Source organism: Arthrobacter sp. SAFR-044 (assembly GCF_051965175.1).
In the GTDB taxonomy this organism is placed as follows: Bacteria; Actinomycetota; Actinomycetes; order Actinomycetales; family Micrococcaceae; genus Arthrobacter.
In genome coordinates this window covers 15,116-36,882 of the sequence record NZ_JBQCMK010000015.1, presented here as the reverse complement: position 1 = coordinate 36,882, position 21,767 = coordinate 15,116, and the positions used below count along the sequence as shown (strand labels likewise).

19 protein-coding genes are annotated in these 21,767 nt (G+C 66.6%); 18 read left to right on the top strand and 1 reads right to left on the bottom strand.

From position 1 onward, the window contains the following. Positions 1-38 precede the first annotated feature (38 nt). The 17 genes from ACTHQS_RS18635 to dnaE all read left to right on the top strand — a co-directional run bounded on the left by ACTHQS_RS18635 (position 39) and on the right by dnaE (position 20,527). The gene (locus tag ACTHQS_RS18635) at positions 39-1,670 is read left to right on the top strand and encodes a UDP-N-acetylmuramoyl-L-alanyl-D-glutamate--2,6-diaminopimelate ligase (RefSeq protein ID WP_440171856.1); all 1,632 of its coding nucleotides are present in this window, start codon (positions 39-41) and stop codon (positions 1,668-1,670) included. 6 nt (positions 1,671-1,676) lie between these two features. After that, positions 1,677-3,140 (top strand): UDP-N-acetylmuramoyl-tripeptide--D-alanyl-D-alanine ligase, encoded by a 1,464-nt coding sequence (locus ACTHQS_RS18630; protein WP_440171854.1) that lies wholly within the window; start codon positions 1,677-1,679, stop codon positions 3,138-3,140. Beyond that, positions 3,137-4,246, top strand: a complete 1,110-nt coding sequence (gene mraY / locus ACTHQS_RS18625) for a phospho-N-acetylmuramoyl-pentapeptide-transferase (RefSeq protein ID WP_440171852.1) — start codon at positions 3,137-3,139, stop codon at positions 4,244-4,246. The genes ACTHQS_RS18630 and mraY overlap by 4 nt, the downstream gene beginning before the upstream one ends. After that, positions 4,228-5,805 (top strand): UDP-N-acetylmuramoyl-L-alanine--D-glutamate ligase, encoded by a 1,578-nt coding sequence (gene murD, locus ACTHQS_RS18620; protein WP_440171850.1) that lies wholly within the window; start codon positions 4,228-4,230, stop codon positions 5,803-5,805. The genes mraY and murD overlap by 19 nt, the downstream gene beginning before the upstream one ends. A gap of 2 nt (positions 5,806-5,807) precedes the next feature. Beyond that, positions 5,808-7,142, top strand: coding sequence for a putative lipid II flippase FtsW (gene ftsW / locus ACTHQS_RS18615; RefSeq protein ID WP_440171848.1), 1,335 nt, complete (start codon positions 5,808-5,810; stop codon positions 7,140-7,142). Positions 7,143-7,148: 6 nt separating this feature from the next. Further along, a complete protein-coding gene (gene murG, locus ACTHQS_RS18610) occupies positions 7,149-8,249 on the top strand; it encodes an undecaprenyldiphospho-muramoylpentapeptide beta-N-acetylglucosaminyltransferase (RefSeq protein WP_440171846.1) in 1,101 nt (366 codons plus the stop codon). Beyond that, positions 8,246-9,622, top strand: a complete 1,377-nt coding sequence (murC, locus tag ACTHQS_RS18605; RefSeq protein WP_440171845.1) for a UDP-N-acetylmuramate--L-alanine ligase — start codon at positions 8,246-8,248, stop codon at positions 9,620-9,622. The genes murG and murC overlap by 4 nt, the downstream gene beginning before the upstream one ends. Then, the gene (locus tag ACTHQS_RS18600; protein WP_440171843.1) at positions 9,615-10,538 is read left to right on the top strand and encodes a cell division protein FtsQ/DivIB; all 924 of its coding nucleotides are present in this window, start codon (positions 9,615-9,617) and stop codon (positions 10,536-10,538) included. The genes murC and ACTHQS_RS18600 overlap by 8 nt, the downstream gene beginning before the upstream one ends. A gap of 184 nt (positions 10,539-10,722) precedes the next feature. Further along, the gene (ftsZ, locus tag ACTHQS_RS18595) at positions 10,723-11,976 is read left to right on the top strand and encodes a cell division protein FtsZ (RefSeq protein WP_440171841.1); all 1,254 of its coding nucleotides are present in this window, start codon (positions 10,723-10,725) and stop codon (positions 11,974-11,976) included. Between the two features lie 8 nt (positions 11,977-11,984). Then, complete coding sequence (locus ACTHQS_RS18590) at positions 11,985-12,674, top strand: polyphenol oxidase family protein (RefSeq protein WP_440171839.1); 690 nt, start codon at positions 11,985-11,987, stop codon at positions 12,672-12,674. Then, positions 12,667-13,428: a YggS family pyridoxal phosphate-dependent enzyme gene (locus tag ACTHQS_RS18585; protein WP_440171837.1), complete on the top strand. Its 762-nt coding sequence runs from the start codon at positions 12,667-12,669 to the stop codon at positions 13,426-13,428. Before ACTHQS_RS18590 ends, ACTHQS_RS18585 begins: the two co-directional genes overlap by 8 nt. Before the next feature lie 90 nt (positions 13,429-13,518). Next, on the top strand, positions 13,519-14,049 hold the full coding sequence (locus ACTHQS_RS18580; RefSeq protein WP_142121297.1) for a cell division protein SepF: 531 nt from the start codon (positions 13,519-13,521) through the stop codon (positions 14,047-14,049). A 135-nt stretch (positions 14,050-14,184) separates the two neighbouring features. Next, positions 14,185-14,472, top strand: coding sequence for a YggT family protein (locus ACTHQS_RS18575; protein WP_440171835.1), 288 nt, complete (start codon positions 14,185-14,187; stop codon positions 14,470-14,472). 175 nt (positions 14,473-14,647) lie between these two features. Then, on the top strand, positions 14,648-15,334 hold the full coding sequence (locus ACTHQS_RS18570) for a DivIVA domain-containing protein (protein ID WP_440171833.1): 687 nt from the start codon (positions 14,648-14,650) through the stop codon (positions 15,332-15,334). 94 nt (positions 15,335-15,428) lie between these two features. Next, on the top strand, positions 15,429-16,001 hold the full coding sequence (lspA, locus tag ACTHQS_RS18565; RefSeq protein ID WP_440171831.1) for a signal peptidase II: 573 nt from the start codon (positions 15,429-15,431) through the stop codon (positions 15,999-16,001). Next, entirely contained in the window at positions 15,994-16,920 is a 927-nt protein-coding gene (locus ACTHQS_RS18560; RefSeq protein ID WP_440171829.1) for an RluA family pseudouridine synthase, read from the top strand. The genes lspA and ACTHQS_RS18560 overlap by 8 nt, the downstream gene beginning before the upstream one ends. A gap of 49 nt (positions 16,921-16,969) precedes the next feature. Then, positions 16,970-20,527: a DNA polymerase III subunit alpha gene (gene dnaE, locus ACTHQS_RS18555; RefSeq protein WP_440171827.1), complete on the top strand. Its 3,558-nt coding sequence runs from the start codon at positions 16,970-16,972 to the stop codon at positions 20,525-20,527. Positions 20,528-20,600: 73 nt separating this feature from the next. On the opposite strand, the gene ACTHQS_RS18550 is transcribed toward dnaE, so the two are convergent. Next, positions 20,601-21,101 carry a flavin reductase family protein gene (locus ACTHQS_RS18550; protein ID WP_056331660.1) on the bottom strand — a complete coding sequence of 167 codons (501 nt, stop codon included), beginning with the start codon at positions 21,099-21,101 and terminating at the stop codon, positions 20,601-20,603. 128 nt (positions 21,102-21,229) lie between these two features. Between ACTHQS_RS18550 and ACTHQS_RS18545 the strand changes: the two genes are divergently transcribed. After that, the gene (locus ACTHQS_RS18545) at positions 21,230-21,763 is read left to right on the top strand and encodes a hypothetical protein (protein WP_440171825.1); all 534 of its coding nucleotides are present in this window, start codon (positions 21,230-21,232) and stop codon (positions 21,761-21,763) included. Positions 21,764-21,767 lie beyond the last annotated feature (4 nt).

Genomic DNA, 21,767 nt, shown 5'->3' with positions numbered 1-21,767 from the left:
ACCATGCCGGGCACGCACTAGCACCATCGGAGATTCCCTTGTCAGAGTTCACCACGCCCGGCGCCGACGCTGTCCGGGATGAAAGTGCAGGCCGCTTCCGGCCCGCAGCCGTTGCGCCCGTCCCGCTGGCCGCCGTCGGGCAGGCCCTTGGCGTCGCCGTGCCCGCTCCGGCTGCTGACGTGGAGATCACAGGCATATCCCTCAACTCGCGCACTGTGGAGCCGGGCGACCTTTACGTGGCGTTGCCGGGCGCCAGCAGGCACGGCGCTGACTTCGTGACGGACGCCATCGGCGCCGGCGCCGCCGCCGTTCTGACGGACGACGCCGGCGCGCGCCTGATTGCCCTGGCCGCGGACACGCCCGTCCCCGTGCTCGTCGTCGAAAACCCCCGCAACGATGTGGGCCCCCTCTCTGCCATGATCTACCGGAGCCAGCCTGCAGACGGACGCCCGCTGCCGCTCTTCGGTGTCACCGGCACCAACGGGAAGACCACCACCACCTACTTCATCACCTCGCTGCTGCGCGCTTTGGGACGGCAGACAGGGCTGATCGGGACCATCGAGATCCTCGCCGGAGGGGAGTCCATTCCCAGCCTCCTCACCACGCCGGAATCACCTGAGGTCCATGGCCTCATTGCCCTCATGCGCGAACGCGGGCTCGACGCCGCAGCCATGGAGGTGTCCTCGCATGCCATCTCGTACCAGCGGGTGGACGGACTTCTCTTCGACGTGGCGGGATTCACCAACCTCACGCAGGACCACCTGGACCTGCACAACACCATGGCAGAGTACTTCGCCACCAAGGCAGAGCTTTTCACTCCAGCCCGTGCCCGGCAGGCAGTTGTAACGGTCGACGACGAGTGGGGCCGGCGGCTGGCCGGCACCGCCCAGGTGCCGGTCACCACCCTCAGCACCACGGGCAAGGACCCGGCGGACTGGACAGTCACCGCTGCCTCACCGCGCGGCCTGGGAACCGAATTCACCTTGACTGGCCCGGACGGCGCCGTCCTGGACGTGCACACCGGGCTGCCTGGCAGTTTCAACGTGGCCAACGCCGCCCTGGCGGTGCTCATGGTGCTGGCGTCCGGCGTCGGCCTGGCCGACCTTCAGGCAGCCCTGGACCAGGCCGATCCCTTCACCGTCGCCGTGCCCGGACGCATGCAGCTGATCTCCGAACGGCCCGCGGCCGTGGTGGACTTCGCCCACAACACCGATGCCCTGGCGCGGGCCTTGGAAGCGGTCCGGTCGCCGGAACCGGACTCGCGCCTCATCGTCGTTTTCGGCGCCACGGGACAGCGGGACCAGGGCAAACGCCCGGCAATGGGCGCCATCGCCGCCCGGCTCGCCGACACCGTGATCATCACCGACGACGACCCGCACGACGAGGACGCAGCAGCCATCCGCGCCGATGTCCTGGCCGGGGCACGCGACGCCGTTGAACAGGAGTCCTTGGGTGCCGAGCTGCTGGAGGTCTTCCCGCGCGCGGAGGCCATCCAGCATGCCGCAGCGGTGGCGCGCCCCCAGGACACCATCCTCGTCGCGGGCCGCGGCCACGAGGTATGGCAGGAAGTGAAGGGCGTGAACCTCGCCCTGGACGACAGGGTGGAGCTGCGCACCGCCTTGACAGCCAGGGGATTCAACGTTCTCCATGACGACCGGATAGAGTCCTAGACCGAGATGATTGCATTTACTGCGGCGGAAATCGCCGAAATCACCAGCGGGCGCCTGGACGCCGATCCCGGAATCACGCCCCTCTCGGTGGTGACGGATTCACGCGAAGCCATCCAGGGTTCGCTTTACGTCGCAAAGCCGGGCGAGCACGCCGACGGCCATGATTTCATTGACGCGGCCTTCGCTGCCGGTGCGGTCCTGGCACTCGTTGAGCGCCCCGCGGCAGGCCCCGACGGCGCCGCCTACCCTTCCATCGTGGTTCCCGACGCCGTGCTGGCGATGGGAGCCCTCGCAGCCGAAGCCGTCCGCCGCATCCGCGCCGCCCGTGCAGAAACCGGCAGCCAGCTGACAGTGGTTGGCATCACCGGTTCCGCCGGCAAAACCACCACCAAGGACCTGCTGGCCGGAATCCTGGCCACGCAGGGCAACACCGTGGCGCCCCAGGGCTCCTACAACGGCGAGGTGGGTGTCCCGCTCACGGTTTTCCGGGCGGACACCGAAACCCGCTACCTGGTCATTGAGATGGGGGCCACCGGCATCGGGCACATCCGCTACCTCGCGGAGATGGTCAAGCCGGACATCGGAGTGGTCCTGGCAGTAGGCACCGCACACGCCGGCGAGTTCGGCGGAGTCGGAAACATCGCGCTGGCCAAGGGCGAAATGGTTGAAGGCCTGACAGCCCGGGGAACCGCCATCATCAACCTCGACGACGAGCGCGTCGCCGCCATGCGCAGCCGTACCCAGGCCACGGTCCTCGGCTTCTCCGCGGAAGGCCGCCAGGACGCCCAGGTGCAGGCGCTGAACGCCGATACCAACGCCGAGGGCAGCCCCGAATTCGACCTCCAGCTGCCCGACGGCGCCGCTCCCCGCCACGTCAGCAGCAGGCTCATCGGAGCCCACCACGTGGGGAACCTGCTGGCAGCCGCCGCGGCGGCCTGGGCCGCAGGCGTGCCCGGAGACCACATCGCTGAGTCGTTGAGCAAACAGGCTGCCGCAAGCCGCTGGCGCATGGAACGCACCGAACGGCCCGACGGCGTCACCATCATCAACGATGCCTACAACGCCAACCCGGAATCGATGCGCGCCGCCCTTCGCACCCTGGCCGACCTTGGCCGGGGACGGCGCACCTGGGCGGTGCTGGGCGCCATGCTGGAACTCGGCGAGGACTCCATCCGCGAGCACACTGCCGTTGGCACCCAGGTTGTCCGCCTCAACATCGCACGGCTGCTGGTGGTGGGCCGGGAAGCGCGGGCACTCTATGTATCGGCCGTGCAGGAGGGATCCTGGGGCGACGAATGCCTCTTCGCCGAGACCCTCGATGAGGCCTACGACGTCCTGGACGCAGAACTCGAGCCGGGCGACCTGGTGCTGTTCAAGTCCTCCAACAGCGTAGGACTGCGCCATTTGGGCGATCGGATAGCATTACCCCCAGCCCCGACCCCTGCCGACGAAAGGAGCACTCTGCTGTGATTGCTCTGTTGATCGGCGCAGGCCTGGCCCTGCTCTTTGCCCTGGTGGGGACCCCGCTTTTCATCCGCCTGCTGGTGCACCGCGGCTACGGCCAGTTCATCCGAGACGACGGCCCCACATCCCACCACACCAAGCGCGGGACGCCCACCATGGGCGGCACCGTGGTGGTGGCCGCAGTACTTCTGAGTTACGGGCTCACCCACCTCATCATGCTGCTGATGAATCCGGACTCGCCCGGGCCCTCGGCCTCGGCCCTCATCCTGCTGTTCCTCATGGTGGGCATGGGCCTGGTGGGCTTCCTGGACGATTTCATCAAGATCTCCCGGCAGCGCAGCCTGGGCCTGAACGCCAAGGCCAAGCTCATCCTCCAGGCAGCGGTCGGCATCATCTTCGCCGTCCTGGCTTTGAATTTCCCAAACAGCGCCGGGCTGACGCCGGCGTCAACCAAGATTTCCCTGGTCCGCGACCTGCCCTGGCTTGACCTCGCCTTCGGCGGCACCGTCCTTGGCGCGGTCCTGTTCGTCATCTGGTCCAACCTCATCGTTACCGCCGCCACCAACGGCGTGAACCTTACCGACGGACTGGACGGCCTTGCGGCCGGAGCCTCCATCATGGTCTTCGGCGCCTACACCCTCATGGGCATCTGGCAGAGCAACCAGGCCTGCGGTTCCCCGCGGGAGGCCGGAAGCGGCTGCTACTCCGTCAGGGACCCGTTGGACCTGGCACTCCTGGCCGCCATCCTCAGCGCCGCCCTGGTGGGCTTCCTCTGGTGGAACACCTCCCCGGCGAAGATCTTCATGGGCGACACCGGATCGCTGGCCATCGGTGGAGCCGTGGCTGGATTCGCCATCCTGTCCCGCACTGAACTGCTGCTGGGCATCGTGGGCGGGCTTTTCGTGCTCATCACGCTGTCCGTCATCATCCAGGTGGGCTACTTCAAGGCAACCGGCGGGAAACGTGTGTTCAAGATGGCGCCGCTGCAGCACCACTTTGAATTGAAGGGCTGGGCCGAGGTTACCGTCGTTGTCCGGTTCTGGATCCTTGGCGGACTCTTCGTCGCCGTTGGCCTGGGCATCTTCTACGCTGAATGGGTTGTACTGCTGTGACCGTTTCCCCCCGCCTGGCAAACCTTGTTTCCTGGGACTCCGACTGGGCCGGCCTGCGCGTCGTCGTGACGGGCATCGGAGTCTCCGGCTTCGCGGCCGCGGACACCCTGATCGAGCTCGGCGCCCGCGTGGTGGTGGTGGACGCCGCCACCAGCGACCCCGCGCGTGCACACGCCGATACCCTGAAAATCGTCGGCGCCGCCGACGTGCTGCTGGGCCCTGACGCGGTAACCCACCTCCCGCGGATCGACGGCGAACTGCCGGAACTGATTGTGACCTCGCCGGGCTGGCGTCCCGACCAGGCACTGCTGGCGGCTGCGGCACGGAAGCACATTCCGGTGTGGGGCGACGTCGAACTGGCCTGGCGCGTACGGGTCAGGGAAGGCCGGAAGACGGCGGACTGGCTGGCCATCACAGGTACCAACGGCAAGACCACCACGGTGGGACTCACGGAATCGATGCTGCGGGCCGCCGGACTCAAGGCCATCGCTGTGGGCAACGTGGGCACCCCCATCCTTGATGCCCTTCGCGATCCCGTGGAGTACGACGTCTTCGCGGTGGAGCTTTCCAGCTTCCAGCTGCACTGGGCGGAATCGGTGTCGCCTGTTGCCAGCGTTTGCCTCAACGTAGCCGAGGACCATGTCGACTGGCACGGCTCCTATGATTCCTACCTGGCGGACAAGGCCAAGGTTTACGAACGCACGCAGAAAGCCTGCATCTACAACGCTGAGCAGGTGGAAACCGAGCGCATGGTGGAGAACGCCGACGTGGTCGAAGGCTGCCGCGCCGTCGCCTTCACCACGCTGACGCCGGCCATCAGCATGCTCGGAGTGGTGGAGGGGCTGCTGGTGGACCGGGCGTTCATCGAAGAACGCAGGGACAGCGCAGCCGAGCTTGCCTCGATGGCCGACCTTGGACCGCTGGCCCCGCGCCACATGGTTGCCAATGCCCTTGCCGCTGCCGGTTTGGTGCGGGCCTACGGGGTGGAGGCCAAGGCGGTGCGCCAGGGCATCCTCGATTACGTGCCCGGCGACCACCGCATCCAACCCGTGGCCCGTCTGGACGGGGTCCTGTGGGTCAATGACTCCAAAGCCACCAATCCCCATGCCGCGTCGGCGTCCCTGTCGGCCTTCAGCAAGGTGGTCTGGATTGCCGGCGGCCTCTCGAAGGGCGTGAGCTATGACGACCTGGTGCGTGATCACGCAGCGCGGCTCAAGGCCGTGGTCCTGATCGGAACGGACACCTCGCAGCTCCGGGAAGCCCTCCAGCGACACGCCCCGGATGTCCCGGTGATCGAACCGGGGGCAGGTGACACTGAAGGAGTGGAGACTGCTTCGGCGCCCGGCGGCACCACTGCCGGTACCCCCGGCAACGGAGAACAGGTGATGTCCTGGGCCGTTGCGTCGGCAGCCCGGCTCGCCGAATCCGGCGATACCGTGCTCATGGCTCCGGCAGCTGCTTCCATGGATCAGTTCTCTTCCTACGCTCACCGTGGTGGTACTTTCATCGATGCTGTCCGCGAGCTGGTGGAAGGGCAGGCCCAGACCGGCGAGGAGTAACAATGGTCAGCACGCCCACCCGGCAGCAGGGTGTTAAGCCCAAGGGTGCCAAACCGCGCCCCGGCTCCACCGCCATCCGGCAGCCTGCTGAAGCCGGTGCCAAACTGCGCACCATCTACCGCGGGTTCTGGTCGGCGCTGGAGGGCACGGGCAAGTCCCGGAACGGCTCCACCTACTACCTCATCCTGGGCGCGACCCTGGCCTTGACGGCCATTGGGATCATGATGGTCCTCTCGGCCTCCAGCGTCGAATCGATCGCCGCCGGAAAGTCCCCCTACGGTGATGCCCTGAAGCAGGGCGTCTTTGCCGCGATCGGCATCTTCACCATGTTCGTGCTCTCACGCGTCAACGTGGTCTGGCTGAAGCGGCTCGCGTGGCCCGCCGTCGGAGTTGCCGTGCTCCTCCTGGGCCTGGTCCAGGTGGTAGGCGACGAGATCAACGGCAACCGGAACTGGATCGACCTGGGCGGCATCACCTTCCAGCCGTCCGAGGCGGCCAAGCTGGCCCTGGCCCTGTGGCTGGCCACCGTGCTGGCCAGGAAGGGCAAGCTGCTGAGCCGGTGGCAGCACGTGCTGGTGCCCGCCGTTCCGATGGCGGCCATCGTCATCGTGCTGATCCTGGTGGGCAACGACCTGGGCACGGCCATGATCATCATGATGATCATGGCGGCGGCCCTGTTCTTCGCCGGCGTTCCCCTCTACCTCTTCGGCATCGCAGGCATCATCGCCGCTGCCGGCACCGCGGTCATGGCCGTCACCAGCTCCAACCGCATGTGCCGCATCACCTCCTGGTGGACCGGGCAGTCCTGTGCCGACGGCATCGACGCCAACTACCAGGCCACCAACGGCATGTACGGCCTCGCCTCCGGAGGCTGGCTGGGCGTGGGCCTGGGGCAGAGCCGCCAGAAGTACAGCTGGATCCCCGAAGCCCACAACGACTTCATCTTCGCCATCATCGGCGAGGAACTCGGCCTGGTGGGAACCGTCGTCGTCCTGGTCCTCTTCGCCATCCTGGGCGCTGCCATTTACCGCGTGGTGGTGGCACAGGAGGACATGTTCCACCGGGTCCTTGCCGGCACCATCATGGTCTGGCTGCTGGGCCAGGCCACGGTGAACATGTCCGTGGTCACCGGCCTCATGCCTGTCATCGGTGTTCCGTTGCCATTCATTTCCTACGGCGGTTCGGCCCTGCTGATGTCACTCTGCGCAGTGGGCGTGGTCCTGTCCCTGGCCCGGGAGCAGATGGCTCCCGCCATGCGCCCCAAGCGGATGCTGAAGTTCAAGGGCCGGCCAGGGCGGGACAAGAACCAACCAAAGAATTCCAGAAAGCGTGCCTAACCCCAGATGACTCCGACACAACCTTCCATCGTCCTGGCCGGTGGCGGAACAGCCGGCCATATCAGTCCGTTGCTCGCCATCGCCGCGGCCCTTCGCAGCGAGGCCCCGGAGGCTTCAATCCTGGCGGTAGGAACGCCGTCGGGAATGGAGACCCGGCTGGTTCCCGCTGCCGGCGTCCAGCTGGCCACGATCGACCGGGTGCCTTTTCCCCGCAAACCCTCCGGTGACCTGCTGCGCCTGCCGGCCCGGCTGGCCGGCGCAGTCCGGCAGGCCGGCGCCATCCTGGACCGTGCCCAGGCCGACGTGCTGGTGGGCGTAGGCGGCTACGTCTGCACCCCCATGTACCTTGCGGCGCGGAAGCGCGGCATACCCCTGGTGATCCATGAGGCCAACGCCCGGCCGGGACTGGCCAACCGGGTAGGTGCCTTCCTGAAAGGCCGGGTTGCCGTGGCCTTCGAGGAAACTCCGCTTCCCAACGCCGTGCACGTGGGCATGCCGATGCGCAAGGAGATTTCCGGCCTGGACCGGAAGAGTGCGCGCACCGCCGCCCGCGAGGCCCTTGGACTGGATCCCCACCGGCCCACCCTGATCGTCACCGGCGGGTCCTCCGGCGCGCAGAGCATCAACCGGACAATCGCAGCCTCCGTTGCCCTCCTTGCGGACGCCGGTATCCAGACACTCCACGTCACCGGCCGGGGAAAGACCGTCCTGGACGAGGCCGGCCAACCCCTGGCCGCGAAGGGCTACCGGCAGGTGGAGTACATCGACGGCATGGAACTTGCCTACGCTGCGGCCGACCTGTTGCTGGCCCGGTCGGGGGCTGCCACCGTGTGCGAAGTTGCCGCCGTCGGCGTCCCGGCGGTCCTGGTGCCCCTTCCCATTGGGAACGGGGAGCAGGCACTGAACGCGGCGGGCCTGGTTGCCGCAGGCGGCGCGGTGCTGGTGGACGACCGCGACTTCACCCCGGAATGGGTTGAGCGCGAGCTGGTTCCTCTGGTCACCGATAAGGCCCGGCTTGCCGCCATGGAAGCCAAGTCCTACCGGCTCGGCATCCGAAACGCCGACCAGCGCATGGCTGGTCTTGTCCTGGAAGCGGTATCTGCATGAACCCCCACAACACCCCCCGCTTGGAATCCCTTGGCAAGGTGCACTTCATCGGCATTGGGGGAGTAGGAATGTCCGCCGTGGCCCGCATCATGGTGGCGCGCGGTGTCCCGGTCAGCGGCTCCGACGCCAAGGACCTGCCCGTCATGGCGGACCTTGCCGCGGCCGGCGCGCGGATCTGCGTTGGTTACGCCGCCGGGAACCTCGGTGACGCGCAGACCGTGGTGGCGGGTTCGGCGATCCGCGGGGACAATCCCGAACTGGCGGCAGCGCAGCGTGCGGGCCTGCCGGTGCTGCACCGGTCCCAGGCGCTGGCAGCCACCATGGGCGATGACACCGTCGTCACCGTCGCCGGCACGCATGGCAAGTCGACCACCACGTCCATGGTCACCGTGCTGCTGCGGGCGGCCGGGCTGGATCCTTCTTTTGCGGTGGGCGCCAACATCCCCGCCCTCGGCGTCAACGCAGCCAACGGCACGTCCGGCATCTTCGTCGCCGAAGCGGATGAATCCGACGGGTCCTTCCTGAACTACAGGCCCCGCATCGCGGTCGTCACCAACGTGGAGCCAGACCACCTTGACTACTACGGCACCGCCGAGGCCGTGTACGAGTCCTTTGACCGCTTCACGGCGCTGCTGCCGGCCGACGGCCTCCTGGTGGCCTGCGCGGACGACGCCGGAGCGTTGGCCCTCGCAGAGCGGACCAGGACCAGGGGCAACACCCGGGTGGTCCTGTACGGCACCAATGAGGCGGCGGACGTCCGGCTTTACGACGACGGCCCCGGCAATGTCGCGGTGTCGGCGCATGGTGCCCGGTACGCGCTGTCGCTGCAGGTACCGGGACGCCACAACGCCCTGAACGCCGCTGCCGCCTTTGCCGTGGCCCTTGAACTCGGCGTGGACCCGGTGGCCGCGGCCGCGGGCCTGGCCCATTTCGCCGGCGCATCGCGCCGCTTCGAACTCAAGGGATCGGTGCGCGGCGTCCGGGTCTTCGACGACTACGCCCACCACCCCACGGAAGTCCGTGCGGCGCTCACGGCAGCCCGTTCGGTAGCCGGCGGCCACAAGGTGCACGTCCTGTTCCAGCCGCACCTGTTCTCCCGCACCCGTGAGTTCGCAGCCCAGTTCGCCGACGCCCTCAACCTTGCCGATACCGCCCTGGTCCTCGATATCTACCCTGCCAGGGAGGATCCCATCCCGGGCGTCACCAGCCAGCTCATCGCCGACCACCTCAATGAAGGCGGCCGGCTGGCAAGTGCAGCTGACGCCGTCGAAACCCTGGCCAAAGCCGCGGCCGACGGGGACGTAGTCCTCACGGTCGGCGCGGGTGACGTCACGGCCTACGGGCCCCGGATCGTGGAGGCGCTGCATGCCTAGCTCCCGCCGTCCCACCTACGCCCCGCCCAAGCGGAATGCCAGCCCCGCCGCGGCGCCCGCGAGCAGCGCCAAGACAGAGCCGCGACCATCTGGTACGGCGGACAGCCCCGCCGGCGGTGACGTGATCACAGCATCCCGCAGCGTCCCGGACCAGGCGGTGCACAAGCCGGCGAAGGCCGGGAAACCTTCCGGGGCGACGGTACTGGCGTTCCCCGAGCCCAAAGGACGGCGCCGCAGGAAGAAAGTCCTGATCGCTGCCGGAACGGTGCTTGCGCTGGTGGTGGGGCTGCTGGCAGCCGCCATCTATTCGCCGGTCCTCGCCCTGCAGACCATTTCCGTGACGGGCACGCGTTTCGTCACACCTGCCCAAGTGCAGACAGCACTGGAACCCCTTCGCGGCAAGCCGCTGCCCCAGATCGCCGACGACGACGTCCGGGGGCTCCTGGGCTCCCTGGTCCAGATCAAATCCGTATCCGTCGAGGCGCGGCCGCCGTCGACCCTTGCCGTTGCCGTGCATGAGCGGGTGCCGGTTGCACTGGTCAAGCAGGGGGAGCAGTACCAGCTGGTGGACGTCGACGGCGTCCAGCTGGCCACCACCGACGATCCTGCGACGGCATCGCTGCCGGTCATCGACGGCGGTGCCGGCGCCATCGGCCAGGACCTGTTCCGCGCCACGGCCGCAGTGCTGGGTGCCCTGCCTGCCGACGTCCTGGCCAAGCTTTCCAATGCCTCCGCGCAGTCCGTGGACGCCGTGGAACTCAAGCTGGTTGACGGCCAGACCATCGTGTGGGGCAACGCCTCCGAGAAGGAACTTAAGGCCAAGGTCCTGGCCGCTCTCCTCAAGGCTCCGGCGGATCCCAAGAACCCCGTCAGGGTCTACGATGTCAGTGTGCCCCGGCACCCCGTGACGCGCTGAGCGCTTTCTTTCCCGGTATTAATCCGACACGCGGACCCGGTTATTGAATGTCGGAACCAGAGGAAATACCGTCACAGACAAGAGTTACTTGACATAACTATAACCTTCAACTGGAGGGTTAGGGTTGAAGGTTTCAAGCTCTCCATCAGTTTTCGCAATAAGACACGAACAAGGGACACGTAACGTGGCAGCTCCGCAGAATTACTTGGCCGTCATCAAAGTCGTCGGCATCGGCGGCGGTGGCGTGAACGCAGTCAACCGCATGATCGAGGTCGGCCTCAGGGGTGTTGAGTTCATCGCCATCAACACCGACGCCCAGGCCCTGCTCATGAGCGACGCCGACGTGAAGCTCGACGTAGGACGCGAGCTGACCCGTGGCCTGGGTGCCGGCGCCAACCCCGAGGTGGGCAAGCAGGCCGCCGAGGACCACGCGGACGAGATCGAGGAAGTCCTCCGCGGCGCCGACATGGTCTTCGTCACCGCCGGTGAAGGCGGCGGCACGGGCACCGGCGGCGCGCCCGTCGTCGCCCGGATCGCACGTTCGCTTGGTGCCCTGACCATTGGCGTGGTCACCCGCCCCTTCACCTTCGAGGGCCGCCGGCGTGCCGGTTCGGCCGAGGCAGGCATCGATGCCCTGCGCGACGAGGTGGACACCCTGATCGTGATCCCCAACGACCGCCTGCTCTCCATCAGCGACCGCAACGTGTCCGTCCTTGACGCGTTCCGCTCGGCGGACCAGGTCCTGCTGTCCGGCGTCCAGGGCATCACCGACCTCATCACCACCCCGGGCCTGATCAACCTTGACTTCGCGGATGTTAAGTCCGTCATGCAGGGAGCCGGCTCCGCCCTTATGGGCATCGGTTCGGCCCGCGGCGAAGACCGCGCCGTGAAGGCGGCCGAACTGGCCATCGCCTCGCCGCTGCTGGAAGCATCCATCGACGGCGCGCACGGCGTGCTGCTGTCCATCCAGGGCGGTTCGGACCTGGGCCTGTTCGAGATCAACGAGGCCGCCCGGCTGGTCCAGGAAGTGGCCCACCCCGAGGCGAACATTATTTTCGGTGCCGTCATCGACGACGCCCTGGGGGACGAAGCACGCGTCACCGTGATCGCCGCCGGCTTCGACGACGTCAAGGCCACCTCGCCCTCCATGGACCAGTCCCAGCCGCAGGCCGCACCCCAGCGGCCAGCCGCCCCTGCTGTTGCTCCCGCCTCGGCCCACCCCCAGGGCGGAAACCACCAGGGCAACGGTAACCACCAGCAGAACGTCCAGCCGATCCACGCCGGTGTCGGCGCAGCAGGACTCAGCAACTGGGGGCAGCAGCGTCCGCAGGCCGTTCCGGCCGACTCCGGCTTCGACGTCGACCTGCCGTCCGTGGTGGAGCCGGACCTGACCGGCACCCACCCGGACGACCTGGATGTCCCCGACTTCCTGAAGTAGGCAGCGGCTTGTTCCATTGGCGCGCCGACATCCTGCCCGGGGTGTCGGCCGCATTTACCGATGCGGGTGCGGGAAACCTTGCCCTGCATGTGGGGGACCATCCCGCCGCGGTCCAGGAGCGCCGGTCGCGCCTGGAACAGTCCATCGCCGCGGTGCCCGGCTCGCTGCGCTTCATGAACCAGGTCCACGGCAACACCGTGGCCGTCATGGACAGCGGCTCACCTGCCCCTGAAGCTGATGCCATGGTCTCCCGTGGCCTTCCCTTGGCTGTCATGGTGGCGGACTGCATTCCGGTGCTGCTGGCGGGGGAGTCCGGGAACGGACCCGTCCTTGCCGCCGCGCATGCCGGCCGCCCCGGTATCGCAAACGGTGTCCTCCCGGCTGCCGTGGACAGCATGAAGTCCCTTGGCGCATCCCGGATCCGGGCCTGGCTGGGCCCCTCAATCTGCGGGTCCTGCTACGAAGTCCCTGCCGCCCTGCGCGATGAGGTGTCGGCGCTGGTTCCAGCAACGTGGAGCACCACTACGTGGGGGACGCCGGCGCTGGACCTTCCGGCCGGCGCCCGGGCACAGTTGGAGGCTCTCGGGGTGCCGGTGGAGTATGCGGGTCCCTGCACGCTTGAGACGGACACGCTCTATTCGTACCGCCGGAACCGGAACACGGGCCGCTTCGCCGGACTGGTCTGGTGCCATGACTGATCGGCCAGCCAAGAACCAGGGGAATGATTCCCGCAGCGCAGAGCTTGCCGAAAGGCTCGCCGCGGTGCGGAAGCGGATCGCCGCGGCATCCGAAAGTGCGGGGCGCAGTGACCGCCCGCCGTCGTTGATCGTGGTCACCAAGTTCCACCCGGCAGAGGACGTCCGGCGGCTGGCGGCCCTCGGGGTCACCGACGTCGGCGAGAACCGGGACCAGGAGGCCGCGGCCAAGGCGCTGGAGCTGGCAGACCTTGCCCTGACCTGGCACTTCGTTGGCCAGCTGCAGACCAAGAAGGCCAAATCCGTTGCGCGGTACGCCGCCGCGGTCCATTCGGTGGACCGCCCGCAGCTTGTCGATGCCCTGGCAAAGGCAGTGCGGAACGAGATGGACGCCGGCGGCCGCGCCCGGATGGACTGCTTCATCCAGGTCAGCCTCGAGGAGGACGGACGCAGTGACGACGGCGGCACGCACCGCGGCGGGGCAACCCCCGCCGACGTGCCCCTCCTGGCAGAACGGATCGCCGGGGCTGACAGCCTGAACCTGGCCGGCGTCATGGCAGTTGCACCGCTGGGAGCGCCGCCGGAACCGGCGTTCGAAAAGCTTGCGGAAATTTCGGCCCGGCTCGTGACGCAGCATCCGGGTGCGGCAGCGATCTCGGCAGGCATGAGCCAGGACCTGGAGGCTGCCGTCAGGTTCGGAGCGACACACCTGCGAATCGGTTCCGATATTCTCGGTTCCCGTCCTGCCGTGGGGTAGCGTCGGTCCTATTGGAAGTGATGGGCGGGGGACTCCAGTGCTGTCAAATCATTGGGCGGCCCGCTTACGGGACACGATTAGGAGTCGACCATGGCCGGCGCTCTGCGCAAGACAATGATCTATCTTGGGCTCGCCGACGGCGATGAGCATTACGAGTCCGAGCAACAGACCACACGTAAGGATGAGGACGAACCCATGGAAGTTGACCGCGAGGAACGCCGTGCTCCGGCACCGGTCCGCGAAGTCAGCCGCGAGGCGTCCTATGCCCCTGAAGAGGAATACCGCGCCCCTGTGACCCCCATTAAGCGCGCGGCATCGAGCCGCGAAGAGAACACCGGCCTGCGCCAGATCACCACCATCCATCCCCGCTCGTACAACGATGCCAAGCTCATCGGTGAGAGCTTCCGGGACGGCATTCCGGTGATCATGAACGTGACGGACATGGGTGAGGCCGATGCAAAGCGCCTGGTGGACTTCTCGGCAGGCCTTGTCTTCGGCCTGCGGGGGAGCATTGAACGGGTCACCAACAAGGTGTTCCTGCTTTCACCGTCCTACGTCGAAGTGATCGGTGACGACAAGAAAGCCAGCGACACACAGGCCAGCTTCTTCAATCAAAGCTAAGCGCCACAGGCTGTACGGAGATGCCAGACAGGGACACCTGTCTGGCATCTGTGCTGAAATAGACGTGACAACAGCAGGACGACAGCGGCCGCCGCAACGGACGGGCCGCACGAATATGGAGATATGAAATAAGTCATGGGAATTGTTTTCGGACTTCTCTATCTCGCCCTGCTGCTGTTCTTCGTGGGCCTCATCATTCGCCTGGTGTTCGACTGGGTGCAGATGTTTGCGAGGGAATGGCGGCCGCGGGGCGCCGCCCTGGTGGTGGCACACGCCGTCTACTCCATCACGGATCCGCCACTCAAGGGTCTGCGGCGGCTGATTCCGCCCCTTCGCCTGGGCGGAGTCTCCCTGGACCTGGGCTTCCTGATCCTGTTCATCGGCGTCAGTATCGCGATGAGCGTCACCAGGGGCCTGGCCTGACTTTCACACCAGACCCCGCAATGCAGTGTGATCCTTCCCGGAACAGCTACTGTAAAGCGAAGAAACCTCCCGTTTGACACCGCAGTGTTGAATTAGAGTAAGCAGACCAAATTTAGGTACCTTAGTTTTGACGGCCGGAAGGCCTACTGACTAACCAGACCAGTGAGGTGACCAGATGGCTTTGACGCCAGAAGACGTTGTCAACAAGCGCTTTCAGCCCACCAAGTTCCGTGAGGGCTATGACCAGGACGAGGTTGACGACTTCCTGGACGAAATCGTCGTTGAACTCCGCCGCCTGAACCAGGAAAACGACGAGCTCCGCAAGAAGCTCGCCGAAGCAGGTTCCAGCGTTCCGGCAAGCTCCGCCGCCGCCCCCGTGGTGGAGAAGGTCCCCGCGCCGGTCAAGGCCGACAAGGACGAGGCCCGCGAGAAGGCGGAAGCCGAAGCGAAGGCTGCCGAAGCCAGCAAGAAGAAGGACGTCCAGCCGGCCGCCCCTGCCGCTGCCGCGCCCGCTGCGCCGGCTCCCGCCGCCACTGCCTCCGCCGAGTCTGCTGCAGGCCTGCTGGCCATGGCACAGCAGATGCACGACCGCCACGTCGCCGACGGCCAGGCCCAGAAGGACAAGATCATCGCCGAAGCGCAGATCGAAGCCAGCAGCCTCGTCAACGACGCCCAGGAAAAGTCCCGCAAGATCCTCGGTGCCCTGGAGCAGCAGCGCTCCGTTCTGGAACGCAAGGTGGAGCAGCTCCGCGGCTTCGAACGCGATTACCGTTCACGCCTGAAGGCCTACATCGAAGGCCAGCTGCGCGACCTGGATGCCCGCGGCTCCGTCGCGACCCCGGAAGTCAGCGAAGCCAACTAAGTCTGGCAGCACGTATTCTGAAAGCCGGTGGCTGAGGATTCCTCGGCCACCGGCTTTTGGCATTGACACCCAAATTTCCCGAATTGAAAGCACCATGACTGACGATCTTGCCGCCGACGCGGCACGCCCTGTCCCACCCTCGCCGCGCCCCCGCCGGGCCGTGCTGCTGTCCCTGTTCGCGGGGTTCGCGGTCTTCGCCTATGTCCTGGACCAGCTGACCAAGCTCTGGGTCACCTCCACCATGGTGGAGGGGGAGCGGATCCCCGTGCTGCCACCCCTGCTGCACTGGTATTTCATCCGGAATTCGGGCGCGGCATTCTCCATCGGCGAGAACGTCACCTGGGTGTTTTCCATCATTATGGCCGGTGTGGCCGTCGCCATCCTTTTCCAGGTCCGCCGGCTCGGCTCGGCCTGGTGGTCCCTTGCCTTGGGCCTTCTGCTTGGCGGGGCGCTGGGCAACCTCACCGACCGGCTCTTCCGCGAGCCGTCCTTCGGCATGGGACACGTGGTGGACTTCATCCAGCTTCCCAACTTCGCCATCTTCAACATTGCCGACTCCGCCGTGGTATCCGCCGTCGCCATCATCTGCATCCTGACCATCCGGGGGATCGCCCTGGACGGAACACGGCTGGGGAGCGCACACAAGGGCAACCCGGGCCATGACTGACCGCATCGTCGTCGCCGAGGAGTACGCGGGGGCGCGGGCGGACGCCGGCCTGGCCGGCCTCCTGGGCGTCTCCCGGTCCGTCGCCGCGTCCCTTCTCGCGGACGGGCACGTGCTGAACCGGGGCAAGGCGCTGGGCAAATCGGCAAAACTCGTGGCCGGGGACACCCTCGAGGTCACCGTCCCGGAACGGCGGGACCCGCTTGAAGTCGTGGAGGAACCTGTGGAAGGCCTGAATATCCTGCTCGACGACGACGATTTCGTCGTCGTCGACAAACCCGTTGGCGTGGCCGCCCATCCCTCGCCCGGCTGGGTGGGGCCCACCGTGGTGGGCGGGCTTGCCGCCGCCGGGTACCGCATCTCCACCTCGGGTGCCCCGGAGCGGGCAGGCATCGTGCACCGGCTCGACGTCGGCACTTCCGGGGTGATGGTGGTTGCCAAGTCAGAGCGCGCCTACACCGCACTCAAGCGAGCCTTCAAGGAGCGCACCGTTGACAAGGTCTATCACGCGGTGGTGCAGGGCCTTCCCGATCCCTTGACGGGAACCATCGACGCCCCCATCGGCCGCCACCCCGGGCATGACTGGCGTTTCGCCGTCATTGAGGACGGGCGGCCCTCCGTTACCCATTACGAAGTCCTGGAGGCGTTCGGCAAGGCCAGCCTGGTTGAAGTCCACCTCGAAACCGGCCGCACCCACCAGATCCGGGTCCACTTCTCCGCGCTCCGCCACCCCTGCGCCGGCGACCTGACCTACGGCGCCGATCCGCGCCTGGCCGCCAACCTGGGGCTCACGCGGCAGTGGCTGCACGCCCGCCAACTGGCCTTTGACCACCCCGTGACGGGGGAGCGCGTTACGGTCACCAGCGAGTACCCGCAGGACCTTTCCTACGCCCTGGAAGTGCTGGAGTCGGGCCAGGCCTGACACGGCCGGCCTGGCAGGACAGTCCCGGGGCAGCGCTTAGAATAGTGCGGTGAGTTCCAGCAATGATTCGTTTGTCCACCTGCACACCCACACCGAATATTCCATGCTGGATGGAGCCGCCCGCCTGGGGGAGCTGTTCGACGAAACCGAGCGGCTGGGCATGCCGGCCCTCGCCACCACAGACCACGGCTACCTGTTCGGTGCATTCGACTTCTGGCGCAAAGCCACGGACAAAGGCATCAAGCCGATCATCGGCGTCGAAGCCTATGTGACTCCCGGTACTGCCCGGACGGACAAGGAACGCGTGCGGTGGGGCGATGAATCCCAGCGCAAGGACGACGTCTCCGGCGGTGGGTCCTACACCCACATGACCCTCCTCAGTTACAACAACGTAGGCATGCGGAACCTCTTCCGGGCCTCGTCCATCGCCTCCCTTGATTCAGTTTTCGGCAAGTGGCCCCGGCTGGACCGGGAACTGCTCAACACGTATTCAGAGGGGCTCATCGCCACCACGGGCTGCCCCTCCGGGGAGGTCCAGACCCGGCTCCGGCTCGGCCAGTACCGCGAAGCGCTGGAGGCCGCGGCCGAGTTCCGGGACATCTTTGGCGCGGAGAACTACTTCTGCGAACTGATGGATCACGGCCTGGACATCGAACGGCGGGTCACCGGCGACCTGCTGCGGCTCGCCAAGGACCTGAACCTGCCGCTGGTGGCCACCAACGACCTCCACTACACGCACGAGCACGACGCCAAGGCGCACGAAGCCCTGCTGGCCATCCAGTCCGGTTCCACGCTGCTGGAACCCACCTACGACAACGGCGGCTCAAGGTTCGCGTTCTCCGGCAGCGGCTACTACCTGAAATCCCCCCAGGAGATGCGGGAGCTCTTCCGTGACCACCCGGAGGCGTGCGACAACACCCTCCTGATTGCCGAACGCTGTGAGGTGTCCTTCAACACCGACGCCAACTTCATGCCGCGGTTCCCCTGCCCGCCCGGCGAGGACGAGACCTCCTGGCTGGTCAAGGAAGTGGACAAGGGCCTGCAGTACCGCTACCCGGGCGGCATCCCGGACGAGGTCCGCAAGCAGGCCGATTACGAGCTCGGCGTCATCACCTCCATGGGCTTCCCCGGCTACTTTCTGGTGGTCGCCGACTTCATCAACTGGGCCAAGAACAACGGCATCCGGGTAGGCCCCGGCCGTGGTTCGGGTGCCGGCTCCATGGTGGCCTACGCCATGCGCATCACCGACCTCGACCCCCTGCGCCACGGCCTGATCTTCGAACGCTTCCTCAACCCGGACCGCGTCTCCATGCCCGACTTCGACGTCGACTTCGATGACCGGCGCCGGTCCGAGGTCATCGATTACGTGACCCGCAAGTACGGCGACGAGCGCGTGGCCATGATCGTCACCTACGGCACCATCAAGACCAAGCAGGCCCTCAAGGACTCCTCGCGCGTCCTGGGCTACCCCTTCAGCATGGGCGAGACGCTGACCAAGGCCCTGCCGCCCGCCGTCATGGCCAAGGATATTCCGCTCGCGGACATCCAGAACCCGGAAGCCAAGCGCTACAGCGAGGCCGGTGACTTCCGGCAGCTGATCGCCACTGACCCGGAGGCTGCCAAGGTCTTCGAGACGGCCCTGGGCATTGAAGGCCTGAAGCGCCAGTGGGGCGTGCACGCGGCAGGCGTCATCATGTCCTCGGACCCCATCATCGACGTCATCCCCATCATGCGCCGCTTCCAGGACGGCCAGGTGATCACCCAGTTCGACTACCCCACGTCCGAGGGCCTTGGCCTGATCAAGATGGACTTCCTGGGCCTGCGGAACCTGACGATCATTTCCGATGCCCTCGAGAACATCAAGATGAACCGCGGCATCGACCTGGACCTGGAAAACCTCGAGCTGGACGATGCCCCGTCCTACGAACTCCTGGCCCGCGGCGACACCCTGGGCGTGTTCCAGCTCGACGGCGGCCCCATGCGGTCCCTGCTCAAGCTCATGAAGCCCGACAACTTCGAAGACATTTCCGCTGTTCTGGCGCTCTACCGGCCCGGGCCCATGGGCGCCAACGCCCACACCGACTACGCACTGCGCAAGAACGGGATCCAGGAAGTCATTCCCATTCACCCTGAGCTGGAGGAACCACTCAAGGAGATCCTCGGCGGAACGTATGGCCTGATCGTGTACCAGGAGCAGGTCATGGCCGTAGCGCAGAAACTGGCCGGCTACTCGCTGGGCCAGGCAGATATCCTCCGGCGCGCCATGGGCAAGAAAAAGAAGTCGGAGCTGGATAAGCAGTTCGCCGGCTTCTCCCAGGGCATGCAGGACAACGGCTACTCCATGGAAGCGGTCAAGACCCTCTGGGACATCCTCCTGCCCTTCTCCGACTACGCCTTCAACAAGGCCCACTCAGCCGCGTACGGGGTCATCTCCTACTGGACCGCGTACCTGAAGGCGCACTACGCGCCCGAATACATGGCAGCGCTGCTGACCTCGGTCGGTGACGACAAGGACAAGTCCGCCATCTACCTGAACGAGTGCCGCCGCATGGGCATCACGGTGCTTCCGCCGGATGTCAACGAGTCCGCCCTGAACTTCACCCCGGTAGGCACTGACATCCGCTTCGGCATGGGCGCCATCCGCAACGTGGGTGCCAACGCCGTCGAGGCCATGGTCACCGCACGCGAGAGCGAAGGCGCCTACACGTCCTTCAAGGACTACCTCATGAAGGTGCCGGCGGTGGTCTGCAACAAGAGAACCATCGAATCGCTGATCAAGTCCGGGGCCTTCGACTCCCTGGGCCACCACCGGCGTGCGCTGGCCATGATCCATGAAGAGGCCATCGACTCCGTCATCACCTTGAAACGGAACGAGGCGATCGGCCAGTTCGACCTCTTTGCCGGCTTCGAGGAAGCCGAATCGGAGGCGTCCCTCAGCATCGAGATTCCGGACCTGCCCGAGTGGGAGAAGAAGGACAAGCTCTCCTTCGAACGGGACATGCTGGGCCTGTATGTTTCCGACCACCCGCTGCAGGGCCTGGAGGGCCTCCTGGCCCAGCATGCCGAGATGAGCATTACCTCCATCATTGGCGAGGACGGGCCGCAGGACGGGGCCATCATTACCATCGCCGGCATGATCACCTCGCTGAGCCGCCGGATCGCGAAAGCCAGCGGCAACGCCTACGCCCGGGCGGAGATCGAGGACCTGGGCGGTTCCATCGAGGTGATGTTCTTCGGGCAGGTGTATGGGCCCATCGCCTCCGTGCTCGCCGAGGACCTGATCGTGGTGGTCAAGGGCCGCCTGCAGAAGCGCGACGACGGCGCCATCACGCTGAACTGCATGGAACTGTCGGTTCCGGACCTCAGCGAAGGGCTGCATGGGCCCCTGGTCATCACCATGCCCACCCACAAGGCCACCGAGACCGTGGTCACCGAACTCGGCGACGTGCTGCGCACGCACCGGGGCAACTCGGAGGTGCGGCTGCACCTGCAAGGTGACACGCGGACCGAAATCATGGGCCTGCCGGTCCACCTGCGGGTGAACCCCAGCCCGTCGCTGTTCGGTGACCTTAAGGTCCTGCTGGGCCCGGCCTGCCTGGACGCCTGACAAACAGGCGGCCGACGGCGGGAATCACCTCCCGCCGTCGGCCGCCTGTTGGTGCTGCGCCGGTCCGTGGTCGTCAGATCTCGTAGTCCAGCGGCACCGGCTGGCCGTAGGCGCCGCCGTGGTAAAGCAGCGGCGATCCCTCGCCGCCCACTTGGCCGTCCACCACCTGGACCACCACCACGGCGTTGTTCTCGAAGGAGAGCCGCATCTGGATCTCGCCGATCAACCATCCGGCCACGTCCTTGAGGATGGGCACCCCGTGCGGGCCGATTTCCCAGTGGTTGCCTTCGAAGCGGTTGCCAGGGCGGGCAAAGCGGGCCGCCAACTCCTGGTTCTCCAGGCCCAGCATGTGCACCCCCAGGTACTGGGTGTTGGCCACGGCGGGCCAGGACCTGGAGCTGCGCGCCATGTTGAACGTGAAGCGCGGCGGTTTCGCCGACAGGGACGCGACGGAGGTTGCCGTGAAACCGTAGGGCTCATCCTGGTAATTCACGGTGATGATGGCGACGCCCGCGGCATGCCGGCGGAACATCTCCCTGAACGTCTGCTCGAACGGCTCGCTGTTATCGGTCACCGGAACTCCTGAACTAAGTGGCATAACTCTTTCCCCAAGCGTATTGGCCCGCGGTCACGGCGGGAAAACAGGCTGGCGGCAGCACCACGGCGGATGGCCTGGCAGGAACCTTTGTTAAGGTGTGTTGCATGACGAACTTCGCCCGCCCCGCCAGGCGGTTGCTGCCATGGTCCCTGCTGCTGGTCCCGGCGGCCGCGGGTATTCCGGCGGGAATCCTGTGGTGGCTCCTGGCGCCGGGCGGGCTGAACCTGATCACCCGCGACCCGGCCCTGGCGGCCGGGACCGTGCCCCTGGTGTGGCTGCCGCGCGATCTCACGCTCGCAGGCATCATGGTGCTGGCAGGCTGCCTGCTGGCCGTATTCCTGGCGGACGGCAAGCGTCCGGACCCGCAGGCGGCACTGCTCACCGGCCTGGCCGGGGCGTTCGCGGGCAGCGCCGTGGCATGGGGGACAGGTGTCCTGGCGGGACGGCTGTGGGGCCCGGCCGTCGACACGTCGGCAAACGCCAGCATCGCCTTCTCCCTGCGCGCGTGGCCGGTCCTGCTGCTCTGGCCCGCCGCCACGGCCGTGTCCGTCTTCATCCTTGAACTGGTGGGCGCCACGGGCAGAAAGCCTGGTCCCGCCGGCTCGGAAACAGCAGGCGTGCACAGCCCCGTAAAATAGAGCG

Bases quoted from the DNA above. Each gene is read 5' to 3' on its own strand.
- ACTHQS_RS18630 (WP_440171854.1), top strand. From the start codon at position 1,677: ATGATTGCATTTACTGCGGCGGAAATCGCCGAAATCACCAGCGGGCGC.
- murD (WP_440171850.1), top strand. From the start codon at position 4,228: ATGGGTTGTACTGCTGTGACCGTTTCCCCCCGCCTGGCAAACCTTGTT.
- ftsW (WP_440171848.1), top strand. From the start codon at position 5,808: ATGGTCAGCACGCCCACCCGGCAGCAGGGTGTTAAGCCCAAGGGTGCC.
- murG (WP_440171846.1), top strand. From the start codon at position 7,149: ATGACTCCGACACAACCTTCCATCGTCCTGGCCGGTGGCGGAACAGCC.
- murC (WP_440171845.1), top strand. From the start codon at position 8,246: ATGAACCCCCACAACACCCCCCGCTTGGAATCCCTTGGCAAGGTGCAC.
- ACTHQS_RS18600 (WP_440171843.1), top strand. From the start codon at position 9,615: ATGCCTAGCTCCCGCCGTCCCACCTACGCCCCGCCCAAGCGGAATGCC.
- ACTHQS_RS18585 (WP_440171837.1), top strand. From the start codon at position 12,667: ATGACTGATCGGCCAGCCAAGAACCAGGGGAATGATTCCCGCAGCGCA.
- ACTHQS_RS18580 (WP_142121297.1), top strand. From the start codon at position 13,519: ATGGCCGGCGCTCTGCGCAAGACAATGATCTATCTTGGGCTCGCCGAC.
- ACTHQS_RS18575 (WP_440171835.1), top strand. From the start codon at position 14,185: ATGGGAATTGTTTTCGGACTTCTCTATCTCGCCCTGCTGCTGTTCTTC.
- ACTHQS_RS18570 (WP_440171833.1), top strand. From the start codon at position 14,648: ATGGCTTTGACGCCAGAAGACGTTGTCAACAAGCGCTTTCAGCCCACC.
- lspA (WP_440171831.1), top strand. From the start codon at position 15,429: ATGACTGACGATCTTGCCGCCGACGCGGCACGCCCTGTCCCACCCTCG.
- ACTHQS_RS18560 (WP_440171829.1), top strand. From the start codon at position 15,994: ATGACTGACCGCATCGTCGTCGCCGAGGAGTACGCGGGGGCGCGGGCG.
- ACTHQS_RS18545 (WP_440171825.1), top strand. From the start codon at position 21,230: ATGACGAACTTCGCCCGCCCCGCCAGGCGGTTGCTGCCATGGTCCCTG.